Origin of the sequence: Mycobacterium ahvazicum (assembly GCF_900176255.2) — a bacterium.
Taxonomy (GTDB): Bacteria; Actinomycetota; Actinomycetes; order Mycobacteriales; family Mycobacteriaceae; genus Mycobacterium; species Mycobacterium ahvazicum.
Window position 1 is genome coordinate 1,779,754 of record NZ_FXEG02000002.1, and the last position, 23,535, is coordinate 1,803,288.

23 protein-coding genes are annotated in these 23,535 nt (G+C 67.8%); 17 read left to right on the forward strand and 6 right to left on the reverse strand.

Going from position 1 to position 23,535, the window contains the following annotated elements; all coding sequences use genetic code 11:
* The first annotated feature begins 153 nt into the window (after nt 1–153).
* The 4 genes from fmt to ribD are packed head-to-tail and all read left to right on the forward strand — an operon-like array spanning nt 154 to nt 4,245.
* The gene (gene fmt, locus MAAFP003_RS10715; protein ID WP_096286763.1) at nt 154–1,086 is read left to right on the forward strand and encodes a methionyl-tRNA formyltransferase; all 933 of its coding nucleotides are present in this window, start codon (nt 154–156) and stop codon (nt 1,084–1,086) included.
* Nucleotides 1,083–2,477 (forward strand): RsmB/NOP family class I SAM-dependent RNA methyltransferase, encoded by a 1,395-nt coding sequence (locus MAAFP003_RS10720; protein WP_096286764.1) that lies wholly within the window; start codon nt 1,083–1,085, stop codon nt 2,475–2,477. The genes fmt and MAAFP003_RS10720 overlap by 4 nt, the downstream gene beginning before the upstream one ends.
* A 35-nt stretch (nt 2,478–2,512) precedes the next feature.
* Nucleotides 2,513–3,211, forward strand: a complete 699-nt coding sequence (gene rpe / locus MAAFP003_RS10725; protein ID WP_096291046.1) for a ribulose-phosphate 3-epimerase — start codon at nt 2,513–2,515, stop codon at nt 3,209–3,211.
* Nucleotides 3,212–3,243: 32 nt separating this feature from the next.
* Nucleotides 3,244–4,245, forward strand: a complete 1,002-nt coding sequence (gene ribD / locus MAAFP003_RS10730; RefSeq protein ID WP_423790891.1) for a bifunctional diaminohydroxyphosphoribosylaminopyrimidine deaminase/5-amino-6-(5-phosphoribosylamino)uracil reductase RibD — start codon at nt 3,244–3,246, stop codon at nt 4,243–4,245.
* Here the strand turns inward: ribD and MAAFP003_RS10735 are convergent.
* Nucleotides 4,242–5,789, reverse strand: a complete 1,548-nt coding sequence (locus MAAFP003_RS10735) for an MFS transporter (protein WP_096291047.1) — start codon at nt 5,787–5,789, stop codon at nt 4,242–4,244. The two genes, ribD and MAAFP003_RS10735, sit on opposite strands and share 4 nt — an antisense overlap.
* A gap of 5 nt (nt 5,790–5,794) precedes the next feature.
* Complete coding sequence (locus tag MAAFP003_RS10740) at nt 5,795–6,499, reverse strand: LppX_LprAFG lipoprotein (protein ID WP_096291048.1); 705 nt, start codon at nt 6,497–6,499, stop codon at nt 5,795–5,797.
* 131 nt (nt 6,500–6,630) lie between these two features.
* Here MAAFP003_RS10740 and MAAFP003_RS10745 point away from each other — a divergent pair, with 131 nt between their 5' ends.
* The 7 genes from MAAFP003_RS10745 to MAAFP003_RS10775 all read left to right on the forward strand — a co-directional run bounded on the left by MAAFP003_RS10745 (nt 6,631) and on the right by MAAFP003_RS10775 (nt 11,366).
* Entirely contained in the window at nt 6,631–7,239 is a 609-nt protein-coding gene (locus MAAFP003_RS10745; RefSeq protein WP_096286768.1) for a riboflavin synthase, read from the forward strand.
* Nucleotides 7,236–7,511 (forward strand): hypothetical protein, encoded by a 276-nt coding sequence (locus MAAFP003_RS10750; RefSeq protein ID WP_096286770.1) that lies wholly within the window; start codon nt 7,236–7,238, stop codon nt 7,509–7,511. The genes MAAFP003_RS10745 and MAAFP003_RS10750 overlap by 4 nt, the downstream gene beginning before the upstream one ends.
* A gap of 270 nt (nt 7,512–7,781) precedes the next feature.
* Complete coding sequence (locus tag MAAFP003_RS10755; protein ID WP_096286772.1) at nt 7,782–8,144, forward strand: hypothetical protein; 363 nt, start codon at nt 7,782–7,784, stop codon at nt 8,142–8,144.
* 281 nt (nt 8,145–8,425) lie between these two features.
* Nucleotides 8,426–9,703, forward strand: coding sequence for a bifunctional 3,4-dihydroxy-2-butanone-4-phosphate synthase/GTP cyclohydrolase II (locus MAAFP003_RS10760; protein WP_096286774.1), 1,278 nt, complete (start codon nt 8,426–8,428; stop codon nt 9,701–9,703).
* The gene (ribH, locus tag MAAFP003_RS10765) at nt 9,700–10,179 is read left to right on the forward strand and encodes a 6,7-dimethyl-8-ribityllumazine synthase (RefSeq protein WP_096286776.1); all 480 of its coding nucleotides are present in this window, start codon (nt 9,700–9,702) and stop codon (nt 10,177–10,179) included. Before MAAFP003_RS10760 ends, ribH begins: the two co-directional genes overlap by 4 nt.
* Nucleotides 10,180–10,184: 5 nt before the next feature.
* Entirely contained in the window at nt 10,185–10,646 is a 462-nt protein-coding gene (locus MAAFP003_RS10770) for a PH domain-containing protein (protein ID WP_096291049.1), read from the forward strand.
* A 36-nt stretch (nt 10,647–10,682) separates the two neighbouring features.
* Nucleotides 10,683–11,366, forward strand: coding sequence for a hypothetical protein (locus MAAFP003_RS10775; protein ID WP_096286778.1), 684 nt, complete (start codon nt 10,683–10,685; stop codon nt 11,364–11,366).
* 8 nt (nt 11,367–11,374) lie between these two features.
* Here the strand turns inward: MAAFP003_RS10775 and MAAFP003_RS10780 are convergent, their stop codons facing one another.
* Nucleotides 11,375–11,713: a hemophore-related protein gene (locus MAAFP003_RS10780; protein WP_096286780.1), complete on the reverse strand. Its 339-nt coding sequence runs from the start codon at nt 11,711–11,713 to the stop codon at nt 11,375–11,377.
* Nucleotides 11,714–11,890: 177 nt separating this feature from the next.
* On the opposite strand from MAAFP003_RS10780, the gene uvrC reads away from it, so the two are divergent.
* The 5 genes from uvrC (at nt 11,891) to MAAFP003_RS10805 (ending at nt 18,345) form a co-directional block, all read left to right on the forward strand.
* Nucleotides 11,891–13,855 (forward strand): excinuclease ABC subunit UvrC, encoded by a 1,965-nt coding sequence (gene uvrC / locus MAAFP003_RS10785; RefSeq protein WP_096286782.1) that lies wholly within the window; start codon nt 11,891–11,893, stop codon nt 13,853–13,855.
* Nucleotides 13,852–14,784, forward strand: a complete 933-nt coding sequence (gene rapZ / locus MAAFP003_RS10790; RefSeq protein WP_243393860.1) for an RNase adapter RapZ — start codon at nt 13,852–13,854, stop codon at nt 14,782–14,784. The genes uvrC and rapZ overlap by 4 nt, the downstream gene beginning before the upstream one ends.
* On the forward strand, nt 14,781–15,857 hold the full coding sequence (locus tag MAAFP003_RS10795) for a YvcK family protein (protein WP_096286784.1): 1,077 nt from the start codon (nt 14,781–14,783) through the stop codon (nt 15,855–15,857). The genes rapZ and MAAFP003_RS10795 overlap by 4 nt, the downstream gene beginning before the upstream one ends.
* Nucleotides 15,854–16,831: a DNA-binding protein WhiA gene (whiA, locus tag MAAFP003_RS10800; protein ID WP_036472355.1), complete on the forward strand. Its 978-nt coding sequence runs from the start codon at nt 15,854–15,856 to the stop codon at nt 16,829–16,831. The genes MAAFP003_RS10795 and whiA overlap by 4 nt, the downstream gene beginning before the upstream one ends.
* Nucleotides 16,832–16,956: 125 nt before the next feature.
* Complete coding sequence (locus MAAFP003_RS10805; protein ID WP_096286786.1) at nt 16,957–18,345, forward strand: WS/DGAT/MGAT family O-acyltransferase; 1,389 nt, start codon at nt 16,957–16,959, stop codon at nt 18,343–18,345.
* Here MAAFP003_RS10805 and MAAFP003_RS10810 read toward each other — a convergent pair.
* From MAAFP003_RS10810 to MAAFP003_RS10820, 3 genes are read right to left on the reverse strand one after another with little or no spacing between them, the layout of a single operon-like run.
* Entirely contained in the window at nt 18,342–19,598 is a 1,257-nt protein-coding gene (locus MAAFP003_RS10810) for an alpha/beta hydrolase (RefSeq protein WP_096286788.1), read from the reverse strand. The genes MAAFP003_RS10805 and MAAFP003_RS10810 overlap by 4 nt on opposite strands.
* Nucleotides 19,598–21,235, reverse strand: a complete 1,638-nt coding sequence (fadD12, locus tag MAAFP003_RS10815) for an acyl-CoA ligase FadD12 (RefSeq protein WP_096286790.1) — start codon at nt 21,233–21,235, stop codon at nt 19,598–19,600. Before fadD12 ends, MAAFP003_RS10810 begins: the two co-directional genes overlap by 1 nt.
* 3 nt (nt 21,236–21,238) lie before the next feature.
* The gene (locus tag MAAFP003_RS10820; protein WP_096291051.1) at nt 21,239–21,979 is read right to left on the reverse strand and encodes a lysophospholipid acyltransferase family protein; all 741 of its coding nucleotides are present in this window, start codon (nt 21,977–21,979) and stop codon (nt 21,239–21,241) included.
* A 233-nt stretch (nt 21,980–22,212) separates the two neighbouring features.
* Here MAAFP003_RS10820 and MAAFP003_RS10825 point away from each other — a divergent pair, with 233 nt between their 5' ends.
* The gene (locus MAAFP003_RS10825) at nt 22,213–23,478 is read left to right on the forward strand and encodes an RsbRD N-terminal domain-containing protein (RefSeq protein ID WP_096291052.1); all 1,266 of its coding nucleotides are present in this window, start codon (nt 22,213–22,215) and stop codon (nt 23,476–23,478) included.
* Nucleotides 23,479–23,535 lie beyond the last annotated feature (57 nt).

Here is a 23,535-nt window from a genome sequence, read left to right on the forward strand (position 1 = left end):
CAGTCCTCCTGGGTGTTGGGAACAAAGCTGCGCACCCGACGTCGTTGTCGTCGGCGGCGTTTGCCGCCGTGATCATGTCCGCTAGAAACAGTATGCATACGCAATCATCTGTCCGCCAGTAACGGGGCGGACAGCGGTTCTTAGACTGTCCGGGTGCGTCTCGTCTTCGCCGGCACCCCCGAACCCGCGCTGCCCGCGCTGCGTCGCCTCATCGAGTCGCCCCGTCACGAGGTCGTTGCCGTGCTGACCCGGCCCGACGCCGCGGCTGGGCGGCGCGCCAAGCCGGAGGCGTCACCGGTGGCCCGCGAGGCGATCGACCACGGCATTCCCGTGCTGCGCCCGCAGCGCCCGAACTCGCCGGAGTTCGTCGCCGAACTGTCGGAGTTCGCCCCGGAGTGCTGCCCGGTGGTGGCCTACGGCGCGCTGCTGCGCGACGGCCTGCTCGCGGTGCCCGCGCACGGCTGGGTGAACCTGCACTTTTCGTTGCTGCCGGCCTGGCGCGGTGCGGCGCCCGTCCAGGCCGCGATCGCCGCGGGGGACGCGATCACCGGGGCGACGACGTTTCAAATCGAACCCAGCCTGGACTCCGGACCGGTGTACGGCGTCGTGACCGAGACGATTCGGCCGACGGATACCTCGGGCGATCTGCTTGCGCGACTTGCAATTTCGGGTGCGGCCCTGCTGTCGGCCACGCTGGACGGCATTGCCGACGGGACGCTCACCCCGCAACCGCAACCTTCCGACGGCGTCAGCATCGCGCCGAAGATCACTGTCGAGGAAGCCCGGGTGCGCTGGGATCTGCCGGCCGCGGTGGTCGAGCGCCGGATCCGCGCCGTCACACCCAACCCGGGGGCCTGGACGATGATCGGCGACCTGCGGATCAAACTGGGACCGGTGCAGATCGACACAGACGCTCCAGAGTCGTTGCCCCCCGGCGTCATTCACGTGGACCGCAAGAACGTGTGGGTCGGCACCGGCTCGGAACCGGTGCGGCTGGGCCAGCTTCAGCCGCCCGGCAAGAAACTCATGAACGCCGTCGACTGGGCGCGCGGTGCCCGCCTCGACGCCGCCGCGCGGGCCTCATGAGCCCAGCACCGAAACAGGGCCGGCCGCCCAACAGGCGCAAGCCCCTGGATCCGGCCCGGGCGGCCACCTTTCAGGTGTTGCGAGCCGTCAGCGAGCGTGACGCCTACGCGAACCTGGCCCTGCCCGCATTGCTGCGCGAGCGCGGCATCACCGGACGCGACGCGGCGTTCGCCACCGAGCTGACCTACGGCACCTGCCGCACCCGCGGCCTGCTCGACGCGGTCATCGGCGCCGCCGCCGGCCGTCCGTCGGAGGCGATCGACCCGGTGCTGCTCGACCTGCTGCGGATGGGTACTTACCAATTGTTGCGCACCCGGGTCGACGCGCACGCCGCGGTGTCGACCACCGTCGAACAGGCTGGGATCGAATTTGATTCGGCGCGAGCCGGTTTCGTTAATGGGGTGTTGCGGACAATCTCCCGGCGAGACGAGAAGTCCTGGGTGGACGAGCTGGCCCCCGACCCGGCACGTGATCCGGTCGGCCACGCCGCGTTCGTGCACGCACACCCGCGCTGGATCGCCCAGGCGTTCGCCGACGCACTGGGCGCCGACGCCGGTGAACTCGAGGCGGTTCTTGCCAGCGACGACGCACGGCCCCAGGTACACCTGGCCGCGCGCCCTGGCGTGCTCGGCGCGGCGGAACTGGCCGAATCGGTCGGCGGCACCGTCGGCCGCTACTCGCCGTACGCGGTGTACCTGCCGGGTGGCGACCCCGGGCAGCTGGCGCCGGTGCGCGACGCGCAAGCGCTGGTTCAGGACGAGGGCAGCCAATTGGTGGCCCGCGCGCTGACGCTGGCGCCGGTCGACGACGACGCCGGGCGCTGGCTCGATCTGTGCGCCGGCCCCGGCGGCAAGACCGCGCTGCTGGCCGCCCTGGCCGTCGAGCACGGCGCCCGGGTTACGGCGGTCGAGCCGTCGTCGGGTCGCGCGGACCTCGTCGTCGAGAACACCCGCGGGCTCGACGTCGACGTGCTGCGGGTCGACGGTCGCAACAGTGGCCTCGAGCCCGGCTTCGACCGGGTGCTCGTCGACGTGCCGTGCACCGGGCTGGGCGCGCTGCGCCGCCGGCCCGAGGCCCGTTGGCGCCGGCAGCCGGCCGATGTGCCGGCGCTGGCCAAGCTGCAGCGCGAACTGCTGGCCGCCGCGATCGCGCTGACCCGCCCCGGCGGCGTGGTGCTCTATTCGACCTGCTCGCCGCATCTGGCCGAAACCGTAGGGGTGGTGGCCGACGCACTGCGCCGTCATCCGGTGCAGGCCCTGGATACCCGGCCGTTGTTCGAGCCCGTCGAGGCGGGCCCCCCGTCTGCGCAAGGGCCGCACGTCCAGCTGTGGCCGCACCGGCACGGCACCGACGCGATGTTCGCCGCAGCGCTGCGTCGCGTAGCGGGGTAACGCCGCGCTGCGCCACCTTCGGCACCCTCAGTAGTCTGGCGCACATGGCTGGCAGCACCGCTGGACCCCTGATAGCTCCGTCGATCCTGGCCGCCGATTTCGCCCGGCTCGCCGACGAGGCGGCGGCCGTGGTCGGTGCCGACTGGCTGCACGTCGATGTGATGGACAACCATTTCGTGCCCAACCTGACGATCGGTCTGCCGGTGGTGGAGAGCCTGCTGGCCGCCACGCGCATTCCGATGGACTGCCACTTGATGATCGACGACCCGGACCGGTGGGCGCCGCCGTACGCCGAGGCCGGCGCCTACAACGTGACCTTCCATGCCGAGGCCACCGACAACCCGATCGGCGTGGCGCGCGATATCCGGGCCGCGGGCGCTAAGGCCGGAATCAGCGTCAAGCCGGGCACGCCGCTGGAGCCGTACCTGGAAATCCTGCCGCAGTTCGACACCTTGCTGATCATGTCGGTCGAGCCGGGCTTCGGCGGCCAGAGCTTCATCCCCGAGGTGCTGAGCAAGGTCCGCATCGTGCGCAAGATGGTGGACGCGGGGGAGTTGACGATCCTGGTCGAGATCGACGGCGGCATCAATGCCGACACGATCGAACAGGCCGCCGAGGCCGGGGTCGACTGCTTTGTCGCCGGTTCCGCGGTCTACGGCGCGCAGGATCCCGTGGGTGCGATCGAGGCGCTGCGACGCCAAGCCGGCGCCGCGTCGCCGCATCTACGGCTGTGAGTGGCCAGCCTGTCGAAAGCCTGGACGCCGCAATGCGTTTGGCGATCGAACAGTCGTATCTGGTCAAGGGTGGCAGCTATCCCAATCCTCCGGTCGGAGCGGTGATTCTGGATGCCGGCGGTCACATTGTCGGCGTCGGCGGCACCGAGCCGGCCGGTGGCGACCACGCCGAGGTGCTGGCGCTGCGCCGGGCCGGCGCCCTGGCGGCCGGTGGCACCGCGGTGGTCACGCTGGAGCCCTGCAATCACTACGGCAAGACGCCGCCCTGCGTGAACGCGCTGATCGACGCCGGCGTGCGCACCGTCGTGTACGCCGTCACCGATCCGAACGAGATCGCCGCGGGCGGCGCGGCGCGGCTGCGGGAAGCGGGCGTGCAGGTGACGTCCGGTGTGCTGGCCGACGAGGTCGCCGGCGGGCCGCTGCGCGAGTGGCTGCACAAGCAGCGGACCGGATTGCCGCATGTGACCTGGAAGTACGCCAGCAGCCTGGATGGCCGCAGTGCGGCCGCCGACGGGACCAGCCGGTGGATTTCCAGCGAGGCCGCCCGCTTGGACCTGCACCGCCGCCGCGCCGCCGCCGACGCGATCGTCGTCGGGACCGGCACCGTCCTGGCCGACGATCCAGCGTTGACCGCCCGGCTGCCGGACGGCTCGCTGGCAGCCAAGCAGCCGCTGCGCGTCGTGGTCGGTATGCGCGAAATACATTCCGAGGCAAAGGTTCTCAACGATGATTCGCGTACCATGGTGATTCGAACCCGTGATCCGCTGGAGGTGCTCAAGGCGCTCTCGGACCGCACCGACGTGCTGCTGGAGGGCGGTCCCACCCTGGCGAGCGCCTTCCTGCGGGTAGAGGCGATCGACCGGATCCTGACCTACGTCGCCCCGATGCTGCTGGGTGGACCCATTACCGCCGTCGGCGACGTCGGGGTGCCCACCATCGCGCGGGCGTTACGGTGGCGCTTCGACGGCGCCGACCGGATCGGCCCGGATCTGCTGCTCAGCCTGGTGCCGCAGCGCGGCGAGCCGCGCAGTTAGCGCTCGCCCAGCGCGACTGGCTCGGGCTCGGCGACTTCCGGCTCCTCGGCGTGCTCCTTGCGGCTGCCGAGTAGCAGGCCCAATAATGCGCCCACCACACAGATGACGACGGTGGCCGCGAAGATGTCGCCGTACATCAGCGCGAACGCCTTCAGATACAAGGTGGCTTGGGCCGCGATTCGCTGCAGCAGCGACGCGTCGGGCGGGATCTGCGCCGTCAGTCCGGCGATGATCTGGTTGAACCGGTACAGCCCCCAGGCGCTGAGCGCCGCGACGCCGATCAGCATGCCCGTCATCCGGGCCACCACCACCGCTGCCGACGCGATGCCGTGCTGGGCCGATGGCACCACCCGCAGCGCGGCCGAGGTCAGCGGCCCGATCACCAGGCCGAGTCCCAGACCGGCCACCAGCAGGTCGGTGTGAATCAGCGGCAGGCTGACCCCGAAGATGTCGTGATGCTGGGTCATCACGTCCATGCGCCAGTAGTGAATCAGCCAATAGCCGTAGGCCGCGATCAGGAGCCCGATGAAGGTCATCGCCCGGTCGCCGATCCGGGTTGCGATGAATCCGCCCAGCACCGCCCCGATCGGCAGCGCGATCAGGAACCACAGCAGCAGGCCGGCGGCCTGTGTCTGCGACATTTGCAGCACGCCCTGGCCGAACAGCTCGACGTTGACCAGGGTCACCATCAGCGCCGCACCGGCGGCCACCGACGCGCCCAGCGCGGCCAGGAACGGCCGGAAGTGCACCCCGGCGGGTTCGATCAGCCGGGTGCGGGAGAAGCGCTCCCACAGGATGAACACCACCCCGACCACCACCGCACCGATCACCAGCGGCAAGCCGTAGCTGGGCAGGATCGTCTTGCCGTCGGGCGCCGGGTTGTACAGCCCGATGACCGCCAGGCCCAGCGCGACGGCCAGCAGCATACCGCCGACGACGTCGACCTTTTCCGGCTCCTCGGCGCGCTGGTGTGAGGGCAGGCTGAATTGGATCGCGATCATGGCGAGCAGGGTCAGCGGCACGTTGATCCAGAAGACGTACTGCCACTGGTGAAACACCCAGACGATGAAGATTCCGTACAACGGACCCAGCACGCTGCCGAGCTCCTGGGCGGCACCGATACCGCCCAGCACGCTGGCGCGGTTGCGCTGCGCCCACAGATCGGCGCCCAGGGCCAGCGTGACCGGCAACAGGGCACCGCTGGCGATGCCCTGGACGGTGCGGCCGGCGATCAGCAGGTGAAAATCGCCCCAATGACCGGCCAGCGCGGTGATCACCGAGCCGACGATGAACAGCGCCAGGCTGATCTGCAGCACCAGCTTGCGGCCGAAGCGATCGGACGCGCGCCCCAGTAGCGGCATCGCGGCGATGTAGCCCAGCAGGTACATCGTGATGATCCAGGTGATGCGCTGCAGTTGATTGATCGGGATGTGAACGTCGCTCATGATGTCGCGCATGATCGTGACGACGACGTAGGCGTCCAGCGCGCCCAGCAGTACGGCGAGGCTGCCCGCGCTGATCGCGATTCCGCGTCCTGCTCGCATGCTCATCAGCTCACCGGAGGCTTGGTGACGGTGACCGGCTTGCCCCAGTCCGACAGCGTGATCTGGACCGAATTGCCCTGGCTCTTCTGCAGGTTGGCCTGGACCAGCTGATGGTCACCGCTTTCCTGAATCCAAACGGTGGCCGGTAGCGGCTGGCTCGCGCTCATGCTGGGGATGACTTTGTTCACCGCATCCGGGGCGACATTTCCGCTGATCTTGATCGTGGTCTGGCCGTTGATCGTCTCGCGGTCCTCGGCCTTGGCGTTGGTGAAGTTCGCCAGCACGTTGGCCAGACCGCTGTCGGGGCTCAGCAGCACCGAGACGTCGTAGACGTCGGAGGCCTTGCCGAAGTCGCTCCACTTGTTCGGGGTGAGCGTGGCGTACAGCACCGAGTCGTAGACGACGAAGTTGGCGTCGATGTCGGAGCCCGCCATCGACAGCTGCGCATTACCCGACGCGGCGGTGCTCGGGACGGTGGTCAGGTCGCCGGTGAGCTGCTTGATCGGCAAGCCGGGAATCTTGCCCTGCGTCGACAGCACCAGGTGCACGCTCTTGACGGTCTTGGTGACTTCGGCGGACTGCTTGACCAGAGTCGTGGCGTCGGGCAACGGGGCGCCGCTGGGCTTCGAACCCGACGAGCAGCCCGCGATTACGGCGGTGGCGAGGGTCAGGGAAGCGAGGACGGCCGTGAGACGGCGGCGTGTCTGCATACCGTGCATCGTAGAGGAGCGGGGTGAGCGGACTGCCGAACGCGGGGTGTCCCCGGGCCCGCGACGAGGGCGTTTCGCGTGTCGGTCGTGGGCGCTCACCAGGCAAAGCACCGGCGAATTAACCTGGTGGAATGTTCACCGGAATTGTCGAGGAACTCGGAGAGGTCACCGGCCGTGACGTGCTTGCCGACGCCGCCCGCCTGACCATCCGCGGGCCCGTGGTCACGGCCGACGCCGGCCACGGCGATTCGATCGCCGTCAACGGCGTGTGCCTGACGGTCGTCGAGTTGCTCGCCGACGGCCAATTCACCGCCGACGTGATGGCCGAGACGCTGGACCGGTCCAACCTGGGCGCTCTGCACGTCGGCAAGCGGGTCAACCTGGAGCGGGCCGCCGCGGTCAACAGCCGGCTCGGCGGGCACATCGTGCAGGGGCATGTCGACGGCACCGGCCAGGTGGTGGCCCGCACGCCGTCGGAACACTGGGAAGTGGTGCGGATCGAGATTCCCGCGGCGGTGGCCCGCTATGTCGTGGAGAAGGGGTCGATCACCGTCGACGGGATTTCGTTGACGGTTTCCGGGCTCGGCACGCAACCGCGCGACTGGTTCGAGGTCTCACTGATCCCGACCACCCGGGAACTGACCACCCTGGGCGCGGCCCCGGTCGGCACCGAGGTGAACCTGGAAGTCGACGTGATCGCCAAATATGTTGAGCGATTGATGACGGCGAGAAATCAATGAGGATCGTCGCCGCAATCGGCGCCGGCGTCGTGCTGTGCATGGCGTCGGTGTGGGGCAGTGCCACCGCTGACGCGAACGCGAATCAGGAACAACAGGCGTGTGCGCTGATGGACGATCCCGCCGGCCACGACTTGGGCTATCAGCCCGCCGAATATGCCTTCATGGTGTTGCGCGGTCAGATGACGGCCGGCGACGCGCGAAACGTGATCGCGCTGGCGACCCAGGACTTCTGCCCCAATCACGTCATCGATCTGCCGGCCAGCTGGCGTTAGCAGCCAAAACCGCTCTGCCGCAAGCGAATTAGTGGACTCGGGCGGCCGCTGCAAGGCCATCCAGAGCGGGGCGACTGGCTGGCCGGGTGCCGTTTACCAATGCTGCACCGAGCGGCGATCGCCGGCGCCCGAAGATTGCATTTTGGTAACAATAGTCACGATCCCACTACACCATGGCGACACGCCTGTTCTAAATCCCCACGCAGCCGTTTGCAGGTCCATACTCATCGCATAGGCCGGCCGCCTTTTCAACGCGAAGGAGCTGCAGAAATGTCCGTCGAAAGGTTGGCCGAGGCCGTCTACGAAGACCTCGCATTCGAAGCCGTAGCGACCCTTGCCGGCCGTAAGGCCGAAGCACAATCGCGAGCGGTGTGGAGCAAGGAAGTCAACGACACCACGCTGACGATCGTCGAGCACCGGGTGCGCGACTACACGAGTTACGAGTTGGTCGGTGACGACGGGCGCGATGTGTCGCTCGGACGGTTTTCCAGTTACCCCGCCGCCACCGCCGCGGTGAGCAAGTGGACGCACTTCATCGAGGCCGGCGGTTCGGTCGGTCGCTGGCTTGCCCACTACGCGGTCGATTGTGGTGGCGGCGTGGTGATCCAGATGCCGGTGAGGCGCACCGTTTAGCAGTTCCAACGGGTAAGAATCGTCACAATGCGTGTGGACCTCGAGGCGTGCCGGTACGCGGTCGTCGCAGGTCAGAGCGGGCGCTGACAAGGCGGAAGTCCGGTGCACGCAGGCACGACGGCACATGTTGGCCGCGCCCGCCCGCAACGTCACGCGAATTCGCGACGTGTCACCCACGTGGTGCCCGAAGAAGGGGCAATAACGCAGCGCCCCGCGTGGTTCATACTTGATGCAATGCGCGGACTTCGCGTGTTGCTCGGCACGACAGCAAGGCAGCACAGATGACGAGGTTGGACTCCGTCGAGAGGGCGGTTGCCGACATCGCGGCCGGTAAGGCCGTCGTCGTCATCGATGACGAGGAACGCGAGAACGAGGGCGACCTGATCTTCGCGGCCGAGAAGGCGACGCCGGAGATGGTGGCGTTCATGGTGCGCTACACCTCGGGCTACCTGTGCGTCCCGCTGGACGGCGCGATCTGCGACAAGCTGGGCCTGCTGCCGATGTATGCGCTCAACCAGGACAAGCACGGGACCGCTTACACAGTCACCGTCGATGCAAGAAACGGTGTGGGCACTGGGATTTCGGCGTCCGACCGCGCCACCACGATGCGGTTGCTGGCCGATCCCAACAGCGTCGCCGAAGACTTCACCCGCCCCGGCCATGTGGTTCCGTTGCGGGCCAAGGACGGCGGGGTGCTGCGCCGGCCCGGCCACACCGAGGCCGCCGTCGACCTGGCCCGGATGGCGGGCCTGCAACCCGCCGGTGCGATCTGCGAAATCGTCAGCCAGAAGGACGAGGGCTCGATGGCCCAGACCGACGAGTTGCGCGTGTTCGCCGACGAACACGATCTCGCGCTGATCACCATCGCCGACATCATCGAATGGCGGCGCAAGCACGAAAAGCACATCGAGCGGATCGCCGAGGCACGCATCCCGACCCGGCACGGCGAGTTCCGCGCCATCGGGTACGCCAGCATTTACGAGGAAGTCGAACACGTCGCTCTGGTCCGCGGTGACATCGCCGGGCCGAGCGGGGAGGGCGACGACGTCTTGGTGCGGGTGCACTCCGAGTGCCTGACCGGTGACGTGTTCGGCTCACGGCGATGCGATTGCGGGCCCCAGCTCGACGCGGCGATGGCGATGGTCGCGCGGGAGGGCCGCGGTGTGGTGCTCTACATGCGCGGACACGAGGGCCGCGGCATCGGCCTGATGCACAAACTGCAGGCCTACCAGCTGCAAGACGCCGGCGACGACACCGTGGACGCCAACCTCAAACTCGGATTACCGGCCGACGCAAGGGATTACGGAATCGGCGCGCAGATCCTGTGCGACCTCGGCGTGCGGTCGATGCGGCTGCTGACCAACAATCCGGCCAAGCGGGTCGGGCTGGACGGCTACGGGCTGCACATCATCGAGCGCGTCTCGCTGCCGGTGCGGGCCAACGCCGAGAACATCCGCTACCTGATGACCAAACGGGACAGGATGGGACACGATTTGGCCGGGCTGGACGACTTCCACGAATCCGTCCATCTGCCAGGCGAATTCGGCGGTGCTTTGTGAGTGGAGGCGGCGAGCCCGAAGTCAAAGCACTCGACGCCTCCGATCTTCGTCTCGGCATCGTGGCGAGTTCGTGGCACGGACCCATCTGCGATGCGCTGCTCGCCGGCGCCCGCAAGGTGGCTGCGGACTCGGGCGTCGTCAATCCGACGGTGGTCCGGGTGCACGGGGCGGTGGAACTTCCGGTGGTGGCCCAGGAGCTGGCGCGCAACCACGATGCCGTCATCGCTCTCGGTGTAGTGATCCGCGGCGCCACACCACATTTCGAGTATGTTTGCGATGCGGTAACCCAAGGCTTGACCCGAGTCTCGCTGGATGCCGCCACGCCGGTCGGCAACGGCGTGCTCACCACCAACACCGAGGCGCAGGCCCTGGACCGGGCCGGGCTGCCATCGTCGGCGGAGGACAAGGGCGCTCAGGCGGCCGGGGCCGCGCTGACCGCCGCGCTGACATTGCGTGACCTGCGCGCTCGACCGTGAGCCGGGTGTCGTCCCAGCAGGGATGGGATGTCGAACTACGTCCGCATTGGACGCCGCTATTTGCCTATGGCGCAGCGTTTCTGGTCGCGGCTGCGCACATTGCCGGCGGCCTGCTGCTCAAAATGGGCTCCAGCGGAGTGGTCTTCCAAACCGCCGACCAGGTCGCGATGGCGGTGCTGGGGCTGGTCATCGCCGCCCTCATACTCTTGTTCACCCGGCCCCGGTTACGCGTCGGGCCCGCCGGGCTCTCGGTGCGAAACCTGCTGGGAGACAGGCTAGTAGCTTGGTCAGAGCTGGTCGATGTGTCGTTTCCGGCCGGCAGCCGCTGGGCGCATATCGACCTGCCCGACGACGAGTACATCCCGGTGATGGCGATCCAGTCCGTCGACAAGGACCGGGCCGTGGCCGCGATGGATTCGGTGCGGTCGCTGCTGGCCCGCTATCGGCCTGACCTGCGCGCGCACTGAACAACACGAGCGGGGACATTGCCGTAGGATCGCCCGATGGCACGTCAACTGCGGGGGGCCGTCGCGTCGTCGCTGATCGCGATCACGATGTGCGCGTGCACCACCTCGGTCAGCGGCCGCGCTGTTCGGGCTCCCCAGCAATCCGCACCCGGTGGCCCGACGTCCGCCTCCCCGTCGCCGGCGGGGATTCCGGCACGCGATTTGCTGCTACAGGACGGCGAGACCACGCCGATGGGTGTGGCGAGCGCGGTACCGGTGGGCGACACCTACTTCACCAGCGTCCAGCCGCCCGAATGCGCCGCGGCGCTGCTGTTCAAGGGTTCGCCACTACGCCCGCCCCGCTCCACGGACCACGCCGAATCGGAATACAAGTTCAGCGGTCCGGCGCTCTACGCCGAATCCGCCGACGTCTACGACACGAAGTTGAACTCCCACGAGGTCGTGTGGAAGGGCTTCGGCGCGGTGTCGAAGTGCCACGGCGAGGCCATCGGCCATTCGTCGCTCGGCGACTTCCGTCCGATGCGGCTCGCTTCGTTCGGCACGCCGTCGAGCGGCATCCTGGCGTGGACCATGACCCGGCCGGACTGGACCTGCGATTACGGACTGGTCGTGGTGCCACGCATTGCGCTGCTGCTGTCGGCCTGCGACTCCAAACCCGGATTCCCGATGGCCGAGTGGGCGGCGAAACGACGAGCGCAGCTAGACAGCCGACCTGCCTGACAGGGCGGTCAGTAGTTCTTGCAGCTGATCATCATCTGCCGGAAGATCGGGAACGCCTGGTCGGCTCCCGGGTTGTTCTGGATCGCCTTCAGCAGATTCACCCGCTGGTCCGGCGTCGATGCCATGAACTGCTGCAGGAATTGCTGGTTCGGCGGCGACTGGTCCAGGTACTGAGCGGCCATCGGGTTCTCCGCGTGCACCGCCCGCATCGCCTGGTCATACGTGCAGGTCGTGTTCACCATCGGGCCGATGTCGGGGGTGGCCGATGCGATCCCCGCCCCGGCGCTCAACGACATTGCCAGGCACCCAACCCCTACGGCCAGCCCGGCCAACGGTCGTTTGCTCATTTGTAAGCTCCCTCCAGCTGTTGCCACCCACTGTAGCGTCACAAGCTAACCGGTTGCTTAGCCCGAACCGGTCGCTCCCAAACCGGCGGGCACGTTCGCGGCGGGCGAAAAGCGGTCGATTTCCGCCACGCGATCCCGATCCGCCGCGGCCCGTTTAGCGGCTACTAGCCTGGATACGTGCCAGATCCCGCCACTTATCGTCCCGCTCCCGGATCCATTCCGGTCGAGCCGGGCGTCTACCGATTCCGGGACACGCACGGGCGGGTGATCTACGTCGGCAAGGCCAAAAGCCTGCGCAGCCGGTTGACGTCATACTTCGCCGACATTGCCAACCTGCACCCGCGCACCCGGCAGATGGTGACCACCGCCGCCAAGGTCGAGTGGACGGTGGTCAACACCGAAGTCGAGGCGTTGCAGCTGGAATACAACTGGATCAAGGAATTTGATCCACGTTTCAACGTTCGTTACCGCGACGACAAGTCCTACCCCGTGCTGGCCGTGACCCTCAACGAGGAATTTCCCCGGCTGATGGTCTACCGCGGCCCGCGCCGCAAGGGGGTTCGGTATTTCGGCCCGTACTCGCACGCTTGGGCGATTCGGGAGACGCTGGATCTGCTGACCCGGGTGTTCCCGGCGCGAACCTGTTCCGGTGGAGTATTCAAGCGGCACAAGCAGATCGACCGTCCCTGCCTGCTCGGCTACATCGACAAATGCTCGGCTCCCTGTATCGGCAGGGTGAGCGAGGAGCAACACCGCCGGATCGTCACCGACTTCTGCGACTTCCTGTCCGGCAAGACCGACCGGTTTGCCCGTGAGCTGGAACAGCAAATGCACGCGGCATCCGAGCAACTCGACTTCGAACGCGCGGCACGGCTTCGCGACGACATCGGTGCACTGAAGCGGGCGATGGAGAAGCAGGCCGTGGTGCTTGGTGACGGCACCGACGCCGACGTGGTGGCGTTCGCCGACGACGAACTCGAGGCGGCGGTGCAGGTGTTTCACGTCCGCGGCGGCAGGGTCCGCGGTCAGCGTGGTTGGATTGTTGAAAAGGCCGCTGACCCAGGCGATTCCGGCGAAGAGCAGTTGGTCGAGCAGTTCCTGACGCAGTTCTACGGCGACCAGGCGGAGCTGGACGGTGCGGCCGACGAATCCGTCAATCCCGTTCCGCGTGAGGTGCTGGTGCCGTGCCTGCCGTCCAACGCGGGGGAGTTGGCCAGCTGGTTGTCCGGGCTGCGTGGCTCGCGGGTCGTGCTGCGGGTACCGCGTCGCGGCGACAAGCGGGCTCTGGCCGAGACCGTGCAACGCAACGCGAAAGAAGCGCTGCAGCAACACAAGCTGAAGCGAGCCGGTGACTTCAACGCCAGATCCGCGGCGCTGCAGAACATTCAGGACGCACTGGGGCTGGCCGACGCGCCGCTGCGCATCGAGTGTGTCGACATCAGCCACGTCCAGGGCACCGACGTGGTGGGTTCGCTGGTGGTTTTCGAGGACGGCCTGCCGCGCAAGTCGGACTACCGGCACTTCGGAATCCGGGAAGCCGCCGGGCAGGGGCGCTCCGACGACGTCGCGTCCATCGCCGAGGTGACCCGGCGCCGCTTCCTGCGCCACCTCAGTGACCAAAGCGACCCGAATATGCTTTCCCCGGAAGGCAAATCACGCCGGTTCGCCTATCCGCCCAACCTGTATGTCGTCGATGGCGGGGCGCCGCAAGTCAACGCGGCCAGCGCCGTGCTCGAAGAGCTCGGGATCACCGATGTCGCCGTGATCGGGTTGGCCAAACGGCTGGAAGAGGTATGGGTGCCCTCGGAGCCGGATCCGGTGATCATGCCGCGCAACAGCGAGGGACTTTATTTGCTGCAGCGGGTGCGTGACGAGGCGCACCGGTTCGCGATCACCTACCATCGCAGCAAGAGATCCAAGCGAATGACCGCCTCAGCGCTGGATTCGGTGCCAGGATTGGGAGAACATCGCCGCAAGGCGCTGGTCACTCACTTCGGATCGATAGCCCGCCTCAAGGAGGCCACCGTCGACCAGATCACCGCCGTGCCGGGTATCGGCGTGGCAACGGCCACCGCCGTCCTCGAGGCGCTACGACCGGCCGAGCAAGCCGAACCAGCCGAGCAACCCGGAGCCTCGGCATGACGAGTCACGACAGCGAGCGGCGATCGGTGCGCGCGGAGCGGGGCGACGGCCACTCGGGTGACACCGCAGGGATCGACGTCGTTCTGGTCACCGGGTTGTCGGGCGCCGGGCGGGGTACCGCGGCCAAGGTGCTCGAGGACCTCGGCTGGTATGTCGCCGACAACTTGCCGCCCCAGCTGATCACCCGGATGGTGGATTTCGGGCTGGCGGCCGGCTCGCGGATCACCCAGCTCGCCGTCGTGATGGACGTGCGGTCGCGCGGATTCACCGGCGACCTCGACGAGGTCCGCAACGAATTGGCCACCCGCAACATCAATCCGCGGGTGGTGTTCATGGAAGCCTCCGACGATATGTTGGTGCGCCGCTACGAACAGAACCGCCGCAGCCACCCGCTGCAGGGGCAGCAGACGCTGGCCGAGGGCATAGCGGCCGAGCGCCGGATGCTGGCACAGGTTCGCGCCACCGCGGATCTGATCATCGACACGTCCACCCTGTCGGTCAGGAGTCTGCGGGAAAGCATCGAGCGTGCCTTCGGCGGTGACGCGAGCACGTCGACGAGCGTCACCGTGGAGTCGTTCGGCTTCAAGTACGGCCTGCCGATGGACGCCGACATGGTGATGGATGTGCGGTTTCTGCCGAACCCGCACTGGGTCGACGAATTGCGGCCACACACCGGCCAGCACCCCGCCGTGCGCGACTATGTGTTGGGCCAACCGGGGGCGGCGGAGTTTCTCGACGCTTACCATCGACTGCTATCTCTGGTTGTCGACGGCTACCGCCGGGAGGGCAAGCGCTACATGACGGTCGCGATCGGCTGCACCGGCGGCAAACATCGCAGCGTTGCGATCGCGGAAGCATTGATGCAGTTGTTGAGGGCTGACGAGCAACTGTCGGTGCGGGTGCTGCACCGGGATCTGGGCCGCGAATGAGTCCACCACAGAGCGAGGGCATCGTCGCGCTGGGCGGTGGACACGGCTTGTATGCGACGTTGTCGGCGGCGCGCCGGCTGACGCCCTACGTCACCGCCGTGGTGACGGTCGCCGACGACGGCGGCTCGTCGGGCCGGCTGCGCAGCGAATTGGACGTGGTACCGCCGGGTGACCTGCGAATGGCGTTGGCGGCGTTGGCATCTGACAGTCCGTACGGGCGACTGTGGGCGACCATCCTGCAACACCGATTCGGTGGCAGTGGCGCCCTGGCCGGCCATCCGATCGGCAACCTGCTGCTGGCCGGCCTGACGGAGGTGCTGGCCGATCCGGTCGCGGCCCTCGACGAGCTGGGGCGCATCCTCGGCGTCAAGGGCCGCGTGCTGCCGATGTGCCCGATCGCGCTGCAGATCGAGGCGGACGTGTCCGGCCTGGAGGCCGACCCGCGGATGTTCCGGGTGATCCGCGGTCAGGTCGCGATCGCGACCACCCCGGGCAAGGTGCGCCGGGTGCGGCTGCTGCCGCCGGATCCCCCGGCGACCCGGCAGGCCGTGGACGCGATCATGGCCGCCGACTTGGTGGTGCTGGGACCCGGATCCTGGTTCACCAGCGTAATCCCGCACGTGCTGGTTCCCGGGCTGGTCGCGGCGCTGCGCGCCACCTCGGCCCGCCGCGCCCTGGTGCTGAACTTGGTGGCCGAACCGGGGGAGACGGCCGGCTTCTCAGTGGAGCGCCATCTGCACGTATTGGCCCAGCACGCCCCCGGGTTCACCGTCAACGACATCATCATCGACGCCGATCGGGTGCCCAGTGAGCGCGAACGCGAGCAACTGCGCCGTACCGCGACCCTGTTGAAGGCCGAGGTCCACTTCGCCGACGTGTCCCGACCTGGTACACCTTTACATGATCCGGGCAAGCTTGCGGCGGCCCTGGACGGGGTCCGAACGGGCCGCACGGGTCCGGCAGCGCCTTCGGCGAAGGCCACCGCGGAGATTCGGGTCGACGGTGAAAGTTCGGCGACGGGCGTGAACGGACCAGCTGGCAGCGGACCAAGGGGTGACGACGCGTGGCGATGACGACCGAAGTCAAGGACGAGTTGAGCCGCTTGGTAGTGAAGTCGGTCAGCGCGCGTCGAGCCGAGGTCACGTCCTTGCTGCGCTTTGCCGGTGGGTTGCACATCGTGGGTGGCCGGGTGGTCGTCGAGGCCGAGGTCGACCTGGGCAACATCGCCCGCCGGCTGCGCAAGGACATCTTCGACCTCTACGGCTACAACGCGGTCGTGCATGTGTTGTCGGCCAGCGGGATTCGCAAGAGCACCCGGTACGTCCTGCGGGTGGCCAACGACGGCGAGGCGCTGGCCCGCCAGACCGGGCTGCTCGACATGCGCGGACGTCCGGTGCGGGGACTGCCGGCCCAGGTGGTCGGCGGCAGCATCGGGGACGCCGAAGCCGCGTGGCGCGGCGCCTTTTTGGCGCACGGATCGCTGACCGAGCCCGGACGTTCGTCCGCGCTGGAGGTCAGCTGCCCGGGCCCGGAGGCGGCGCTGGCGTTGGTGGGCGCCGCGCGGCGGCTCGGCGTCAGCGCCAAGGCCCGCGAGGTGCGTGGCGCGGATCGGGTGGTGGTGCGTGACGGCGAAGCGATCGGCGCGCTGCTGACCCGGATGGGCGCCCAGGACACCCGGCTGGTGTGGGAGGAACGCCGGATGCGCCGCGAGGTCCGGGCGACCGCCAACCGGCTGGCCAACTTCGACGATGCCAACCTGCGCCGCTCGGCACGGGCCGCGGTCGCAGCGGCGGCCCGGGTGGAGCGGGCGCTGGAGATCCTCGGCGACACCGTTCCCGACCATCTCGCCTCGGCCGGCAAGCTGCGCGTGGAGCACCGGCAGGCCTCGCTGGAGGAGCTGGGCCGACTCGCCGACCCCCCGATGACCAAAGACGCTGTGGCGGGCCGCATTCGGCGATTGCTGTCAATGGCCGACCGCAAGGCGAAGGTCGAAGGCATCCCCGACACCGAGTCGGCCGTGACGCCTGACCTGTTGGAGGATGCTTAACTAGCCGCGACTGGGGCACCTCCCAGCCGCACAGCGGCGAGGGGGCTGCGGGGGAAACTGGGGGCACAGATGGGATTGTTGTCGATTGCTCGACTTGATTTGCCGGCGAGGACTACGGTCATCGCATGAAGCGGCTTTCGAGCGTTGATGCGGCATTTTGGTCTGCGGAAACTGCGGGCTGGCATATGCATGTCGGTGCCCTGGCGCTGTGCGATCCCAGCGGTGCACCGGAGTACAGCTTTCAGCGCCTCCGGGAATTGCTGATCGAGCGGCTGACCGAACTGCCGCAGTTGCGCTGGCGGGTCACCGGAGCGCCGCTCGGGCTGGACCGGCCGTGGTTCGTCGAAGACGAGGACCTCGACGTCGACTTCCATCTCCGCCGTATCGCGGTTCCGGCTCCCGGCGGTCGCCGCGAGCTGGAGGAACTGGTCGGCCGGCTGATGTCCTACAAGCTGGACCGGGCGCGGCCGCTGTGGGAGCTGTGGGTAATCGAGGGCGTCGAGGGCGGCCGGGTCGCGACGCTGACCAAGATGCACCACGCGATCGTCGACGGCGTCTCCGGCGCCGGGCTGGGTGAAATCCTGTTGGACGTCACGCCGGAACCCCGCCCGCCGCAACACGAGACGGTGGGGTCGCTGGTCGGCGCCAAGATTCCGGGAATCGAGCGGCGGGCGGTGGGCGCGCTGATCAACGTCGGCGTCAAAACGCCGTTCCGGATCGCGCGACTGGTGGAGCAGACGGTGCGCCAGCAGGTTGCCGCGCTGGGTCTGACCAGCAGGCCGCCGCGGTTCTTCGAGGCGCCCAAGACCCGGTTCAACGCACCCGTCTCGCCGCACCGGCGGGTCACCGGCGCCCGTGTCGAGCTGGCCCGTGCCAAGGCGGTCAAGGATGCCTACGGCGTCAAGCTCAACGACGTCGTGCTGGCGCTGGTGGCCGGCGCCGCCCGCGAATATCTACAGAAACGCGGTGAGCTGCCGGGCAAACCGCTGATCGCCCAGATCCCGGTCTCCACCCGCACCGACGCGGATAAGGACGACGTCGGCAACAAGATCAGCTCGATGACGGCATCGCTTGCCACCGACATCGATGATCCCGCCGAGCGGTTGCGGGCCATCCACGAAAGCACGCAGAGCGCCAAGGAAATGGCCGAGGCGCTGTCGGCGCATCAGATCATGGGGCTCACCGAGACGACCCCGCCCGGCCTGTTGCAGCTGGCCGCGCGCGCGTACACGGCCACCGGTCTGTCGCGAAACCTGGCTCCGCTCAACCTGGTCGTGTCGAATGTTCCCGGTCCACCGATGCCGCTGTACATGGCCGGTGCGAAGCTGCAATCGCTGGTGCCGCTCGGCCCGCCGGTGATGGACATCGCGCTCAACATCACCTGCTTCTCCTACACGGACTACCTGGACTTCGGTTTCGTGACGACGCCGGAGGTGGCCAACGACATCGACGACATGGCCGATGCGATCGAACCGGCGCTGACCGAACTCGAGAAAGCGATCGACCGGGGCTAGTCGCGGGGTAGGTAGGTGGTCGCGTACACCCAGGACAGGAACCGCGCCACGGCCTCGGCCGACTTGTGCGCTCGCGGGGAACCGAAGATGTCGAAAGCGTGCTGGGCGTTGGGTAATTCGGCGTAGGCGACGGGTGACTTCGACACCGCCCGTAGCTCCTCGACGAACTCGCGTGATTCGGCCACCGGGATGAGCGAGTCGTCGGTGCCGTGCAGCACGAAAAACGGTGGTGCGTCGGCCCGTACGTACCGGATCGGTGACGCATCGAAATAGATGTGCGAGTGGGTGCTGAGTTTGCGCTTGACCACCAATCTTTCCAGCACCTCGACGAACTCGGCGCGCCCGGGCTCCTCGGTGGAGTACCAGTCGTAACGTCCATAGAACGGCACCGCGGCTGCCACCGACGTGTCGGCATCCTCGAAGCCGGGCTGGAACTTGGGATCGTTCGGAGTCAGGGCCGCCAGCGCCGACAGGTGGCCGCCGGCCGAACCGCCGCTGATGGCAACGAAATTCGGGTCGCCACCATAGGCTGCGATGTTCTCCTTGACCCATGCCAATGCGCGCTTGACGTCGACGATATGGTCGGGCCACGTGTACCGGGGAGCGACGCGGTAGTTCATCGACACGCAGATCCAGCCGCGCGAAACCAGGTGACTCATCAAGGGATACGCCTGCGGGCGGCGCCACCCGATCATCCATGCGCCGCCGGGCACCTGCAGCAGCACCGGCGCCTTGCCGTCGCGCGGCAGGTCGCGGCGGCGCCAGACGTCGGCCAGGTTGGAGCGTCCGTGCGGGCCGTAGCGCACGATGTTCTCTTTCTCCACGAAGCGTCGTCGCGCCCCGGTGGTGCGCAGGGGCGGGTTGCGCCGCCCCCGGCGGGTGGGCTCGGCGGGCAATGCTTTGAGTTCTTCGGTGTAGTCGGGACCGAGCTGGTCGGTCAGGCTGGACTCCAGCACCGGGCCCGGCGTAGTGGCACCCCGGTAGCCGATCACTGCCAGGATCGCCCAGGACGCGGCCGTCAACGCCAGCGCCGCTTTGCCTTTCGGTCCGGCGAAGTCTCCCCGGCGGGCGCGCCGCGCGGCATCCAGCATGGAGGCGCCGGCGTACAGGCCGGGCACCTCCGAGGTCGGCCAGCCGAACCAGAACACCGCGATCGAGGCGTAGGGATTGCGGCTGACCGGATGGAACCCGTTGGCGGCGTTGAGCAGCTCGACGGCCGCGCGCAGCAGCGGCCTTTTCTTGAAGACGCGCATCAGCCCCCCGTCCGTGATTGCAGTTCGGTCCGCAGGATTTTGCCGGTGCTGCCGCGGGGCAGCTCGTCGAGAATCGAAATCTCACGTGGCACTTTGTAGTTGGCGAGGTTGTCGCGAACGTGTTGTTTGAGCGTCTCGGGCGTGGCGGCCGAGCCGGGGCTCAGCACAACGAACGCCGCCAGTCGCTGGCCGTACTGCTCATCGTCCACGCCGATCACCGCGGCCTCGGCCACTTCCGGGTGCGCGGCAAGGGTTTTCTCCACCTCGATCGGGTAAATGTTCTCGCCGCCGGACACGATCATCTCGTCGTCACGGCCGACAACGAACAGCCGCCCGGCCTCGTCGAGATAGCCGACGTCGCCCGACGACATGAAGCCGGCGTGGAAAGCTTTTCCTTTGCCGGTCGAGCCCTCCGTGTAGCCGTCGAACTGGGTGTCGTTGCGCACGTAGATGGTGCCGACCTCGCCGGTGGGCAGCTCATTGAATTCCGGGTCCAGGATCCGGATCTCGGTTCCGCCGGCCGGCTTGCCCGCGGTGTCGGGCGCGGCGCGCAGGTCCGCCGGTGTGGCCGTCGCGATCATGCCCGCCTCGGTCGCGTTGTAGTTGTTGTAGATCACGTCGCCGAACTGATCCATGAACGCGGTGACCACGTCGGGCCGCATGCGCGAACCCGATGCCGCTGCGAATCGTAAGGACTTGCCGCTGTAGCGGTTTCGGACCTCCTCGGGCAGTTCCATGATGCGGTCGAACATCACCGGGACAACGGCCAGGCCGGTCGCCTGATGGCGGTCGACAAGCTCCAGGGTGGCTTCCGGGTCGAACTTGCGCCGGGTGACGATCGTGCAGGCCATCGACGCGGCGAAGATCAGCTGCGAGAAACCCCACGCGTGGAACATCGGCGCCACGATCACGATCGTTTCCTCCGCACGCCACGGCGTGCGGTCCAGGATCGCCTTGAGTGTGCCGATGCCGGCCCCGCCGCCAGATTGCTTAGCGCCCTTAGGACTTCCGGTGGTACCGGAGGTCAGCAGGATCATCCTGCCCTTGCGGCCGGTGCGCTGCGGATGCTTGCCGAGATGTTCGGTGATCAGCTTTTCCACGGTCAGCTCGGGTTCGCCCTCGGTCCAGGCCACGATGCGGGTGGCGTCGGGCCGGTCGGCCAGCGCGCGGTCCACCGTCGCCGTGAACTCCTCGTCGTAGATGGCGGCGTCGACGCCCTCGCGGTTGACCACCTCGGCCATCGCCGGGCCGGCGAACGACGTGTTGAGCAGCACAACGTCGGAGCCGATCCGGTTGGCGGCCACCAACGCCTCGATGAAGCCGCGGTGATTGCGGCACATGATCCCGATCACCTGTGGCTGGCCCGACGGCAAGGCTTGCAGCGCGGCCGCCAGTGCGTTGATCCGCTCGTCGAGCTGCCGCCAGGTCAGCGTGCCGAGTTCGTCGATCACGGCGGGGCGGTCCGGGCAGCGCTGAGCGGCGCCGGCGAAACCGACCGTCATGCCCATGCCCTCGCGACGCATCGCCGCGGCCATCTTCAGGTAGCGGTCGGGCCGCATCGGCGCGATCATCCGGGCGCGTTGCAACGTCGCCAAGACGCCCAAGACGTCGCGAGCTTGGTTCAGGGGAGATGGCATGGCTCAGCCCAGAATCGGGAAACGGCGCTTGGCGGCGAGGTCGTTGAGGGCTTCCTGCATCACCGAGCGCACGTGCTCGTCGACCGCGTCGATGTCGGGGTCCTCGCCGAACTGCGCGGCGACGTCGATGGGTTCCAGCACCTGCGTGACGATCTTGGTGGGTAACGGCACGTTCGGCGGCACCACGGCGGAAAGGCCGAACGGGAAGCCGAACGAGACCGGCAGGATGGCGCTGCGCAGCAACCGCTTGATCCCCAGCCGCTCGGCCAGCCAGGTGCCGCGGGTCAGGTAGAGCTGGGTCTCCTGGCCCCCGATGGACACCGCGGGAACGATCGGCACGCCGGCTTCGATCGCGGTACGGACGTATCCCTTGCGGCCGTTGAAGTCGATGACGTTGTCCGACACGGTCGGCCGGTAGGCGTCGTAGTCACCGCCGGGAAAGACGACCACCACACCGCCGGACCGCAACGCCTGGGCGGCGTTCTCCCGATTGGCCCGGATGTAGCCGGTGCGCCGGAACAGCCCGCCCGTCACGCCCAGGAACAGGATGTCGTGACTCAGCGTGTAGACCGGCCGGTCGTACCCGAACTTCTCGTAGAAGTCGACGCTGAAGATCGGGACATCCATCGGGAACATGCCGCCGGAGTGGTTGCCGACCACCAGCGCCCCACCCGGCGGGAAAGACTCCAGGCCGTGCACCTCGGAGCGGAAATACCTCTTCAAGACCGGGCGCATCACGCTCATCAAGCGCTTGGTCAGGCCGGGGTCGAATTTTCCGATCTCGGGGTCGTCACTGTCGCTCGCGCCCACTTCGCTCACCGATGCCCCCTTTGGCGTCGCTCGAGAGTTCCCGCGTTGAGTCCCTAGATGGTAGCTAGGGCTTTGGATTGGATGGCCAACAGGCAAACACTCTTACCTTCGGACTCCCGGTCGCGCACAGTGGTGGGTGCGGCACAACGGGACGGAAGGTGGCCGGCATGGTCGATGTCATTGCGGACCCGATGTCGGTGATCGCCCGGGAGATGGACCGTATTCGCGAGGACTTCATCGCCGAGGTCTTCGAAGAGATCAAGGCCGAGAATCGGGACCTCGACTACGACGCCGCCATGCTGGATCTGTGGCGGGCCAGCCTCACCGACAGTGTGGTCGCCGGTATCGAGTTCTTGGCCAAGGGTGCGACGGCCGACTGGTTGGAGGCCCCCGCGGCGTCGGTCGCCTACGTGCGGGCCGCCGCACGCCGTGACGTTCCGTTGTCGGTGCTGGTGCGAGCCCACCGCATCGTGCACTCGCGTTTCCTGGAGGCGGCGACACGGTTCGTGGCACTGGTAGAGCCGGCACGGCAGGTGCCGACGATCGTCGACCTGGTGTCTCGCTCGGCGAGCTTCGTCGACGCCGTGGCCGATCAGTTGACGGTCTCCTATGAGCTGGAGCGCGACGAATGCGGCGGCGACGGGGGCGGCCGGCCGTCGGCCGATCAGGCGCGCGACAACATCCCGGTCGCCGCGCAGGTGGCCGACAGCGTGTTGACGTATCCGTTGGACGGTGTGCACATCGCCGCGGCGCTGTGGGTCGACGAGCTCATGCCGCCCGCGGAGGTGGTGGCGTCGTTCGATCGGGTGCGACGCGCTGTCGCCGCCGCGGTGGGCGCGGTGAACGGCACATTGCTGGTGCCGACGCATGACCGCGAGGCCCGGTTGTGGTTTGCGCTCGACGGTTCTGGCAAACCGGAGATCGACCAGTACCGGGTGCGCACGGCTTTCGAGTCCGCGGGAGTGCGGGCCGGTCTGGCATTTGGCCGGGTGGAAGACGGGCAAAGCGGATTCCGGGCATCGCTGAAACAGGCGGAGCGGGTGAAGGCGGTCGCCTTTGCCGGCCGGAGCCGATCGGATGCCGGGGTGGTTTTCTACCGGGAGGTTGCGCCAATTGCGTTGATGGCAGGCGACTTGGACGAGCTGCGCTCCTTTGTCACCGATGTGCTCGGCGAGCTGGGCCAGGACGACGAGCGCACCGGATGGTTGCGCGAAACGTTGCGCGAATTTCTATCCAGAAACCGAAGCCACGTCGCCACTGCTGAGGTAATGCAGTTGCCCCCCAACATTATTCGGGAAGCCGTGACGCGGGCCATGCACCTGTGCGGGCACAGTTTCGACGATCCCGACGCGGTGTTGCGAGTGCAGATCGCGCTGGAGGCCTGCCGGTGGATGGCGCCGGCGCTATTGCACATGGCTCACGAATGTCCTTAGGAGCCACCAGCTCTGAGCCGTCGAGGTAGTCACCGCCTCCCAGCGGCTGACCTGGCG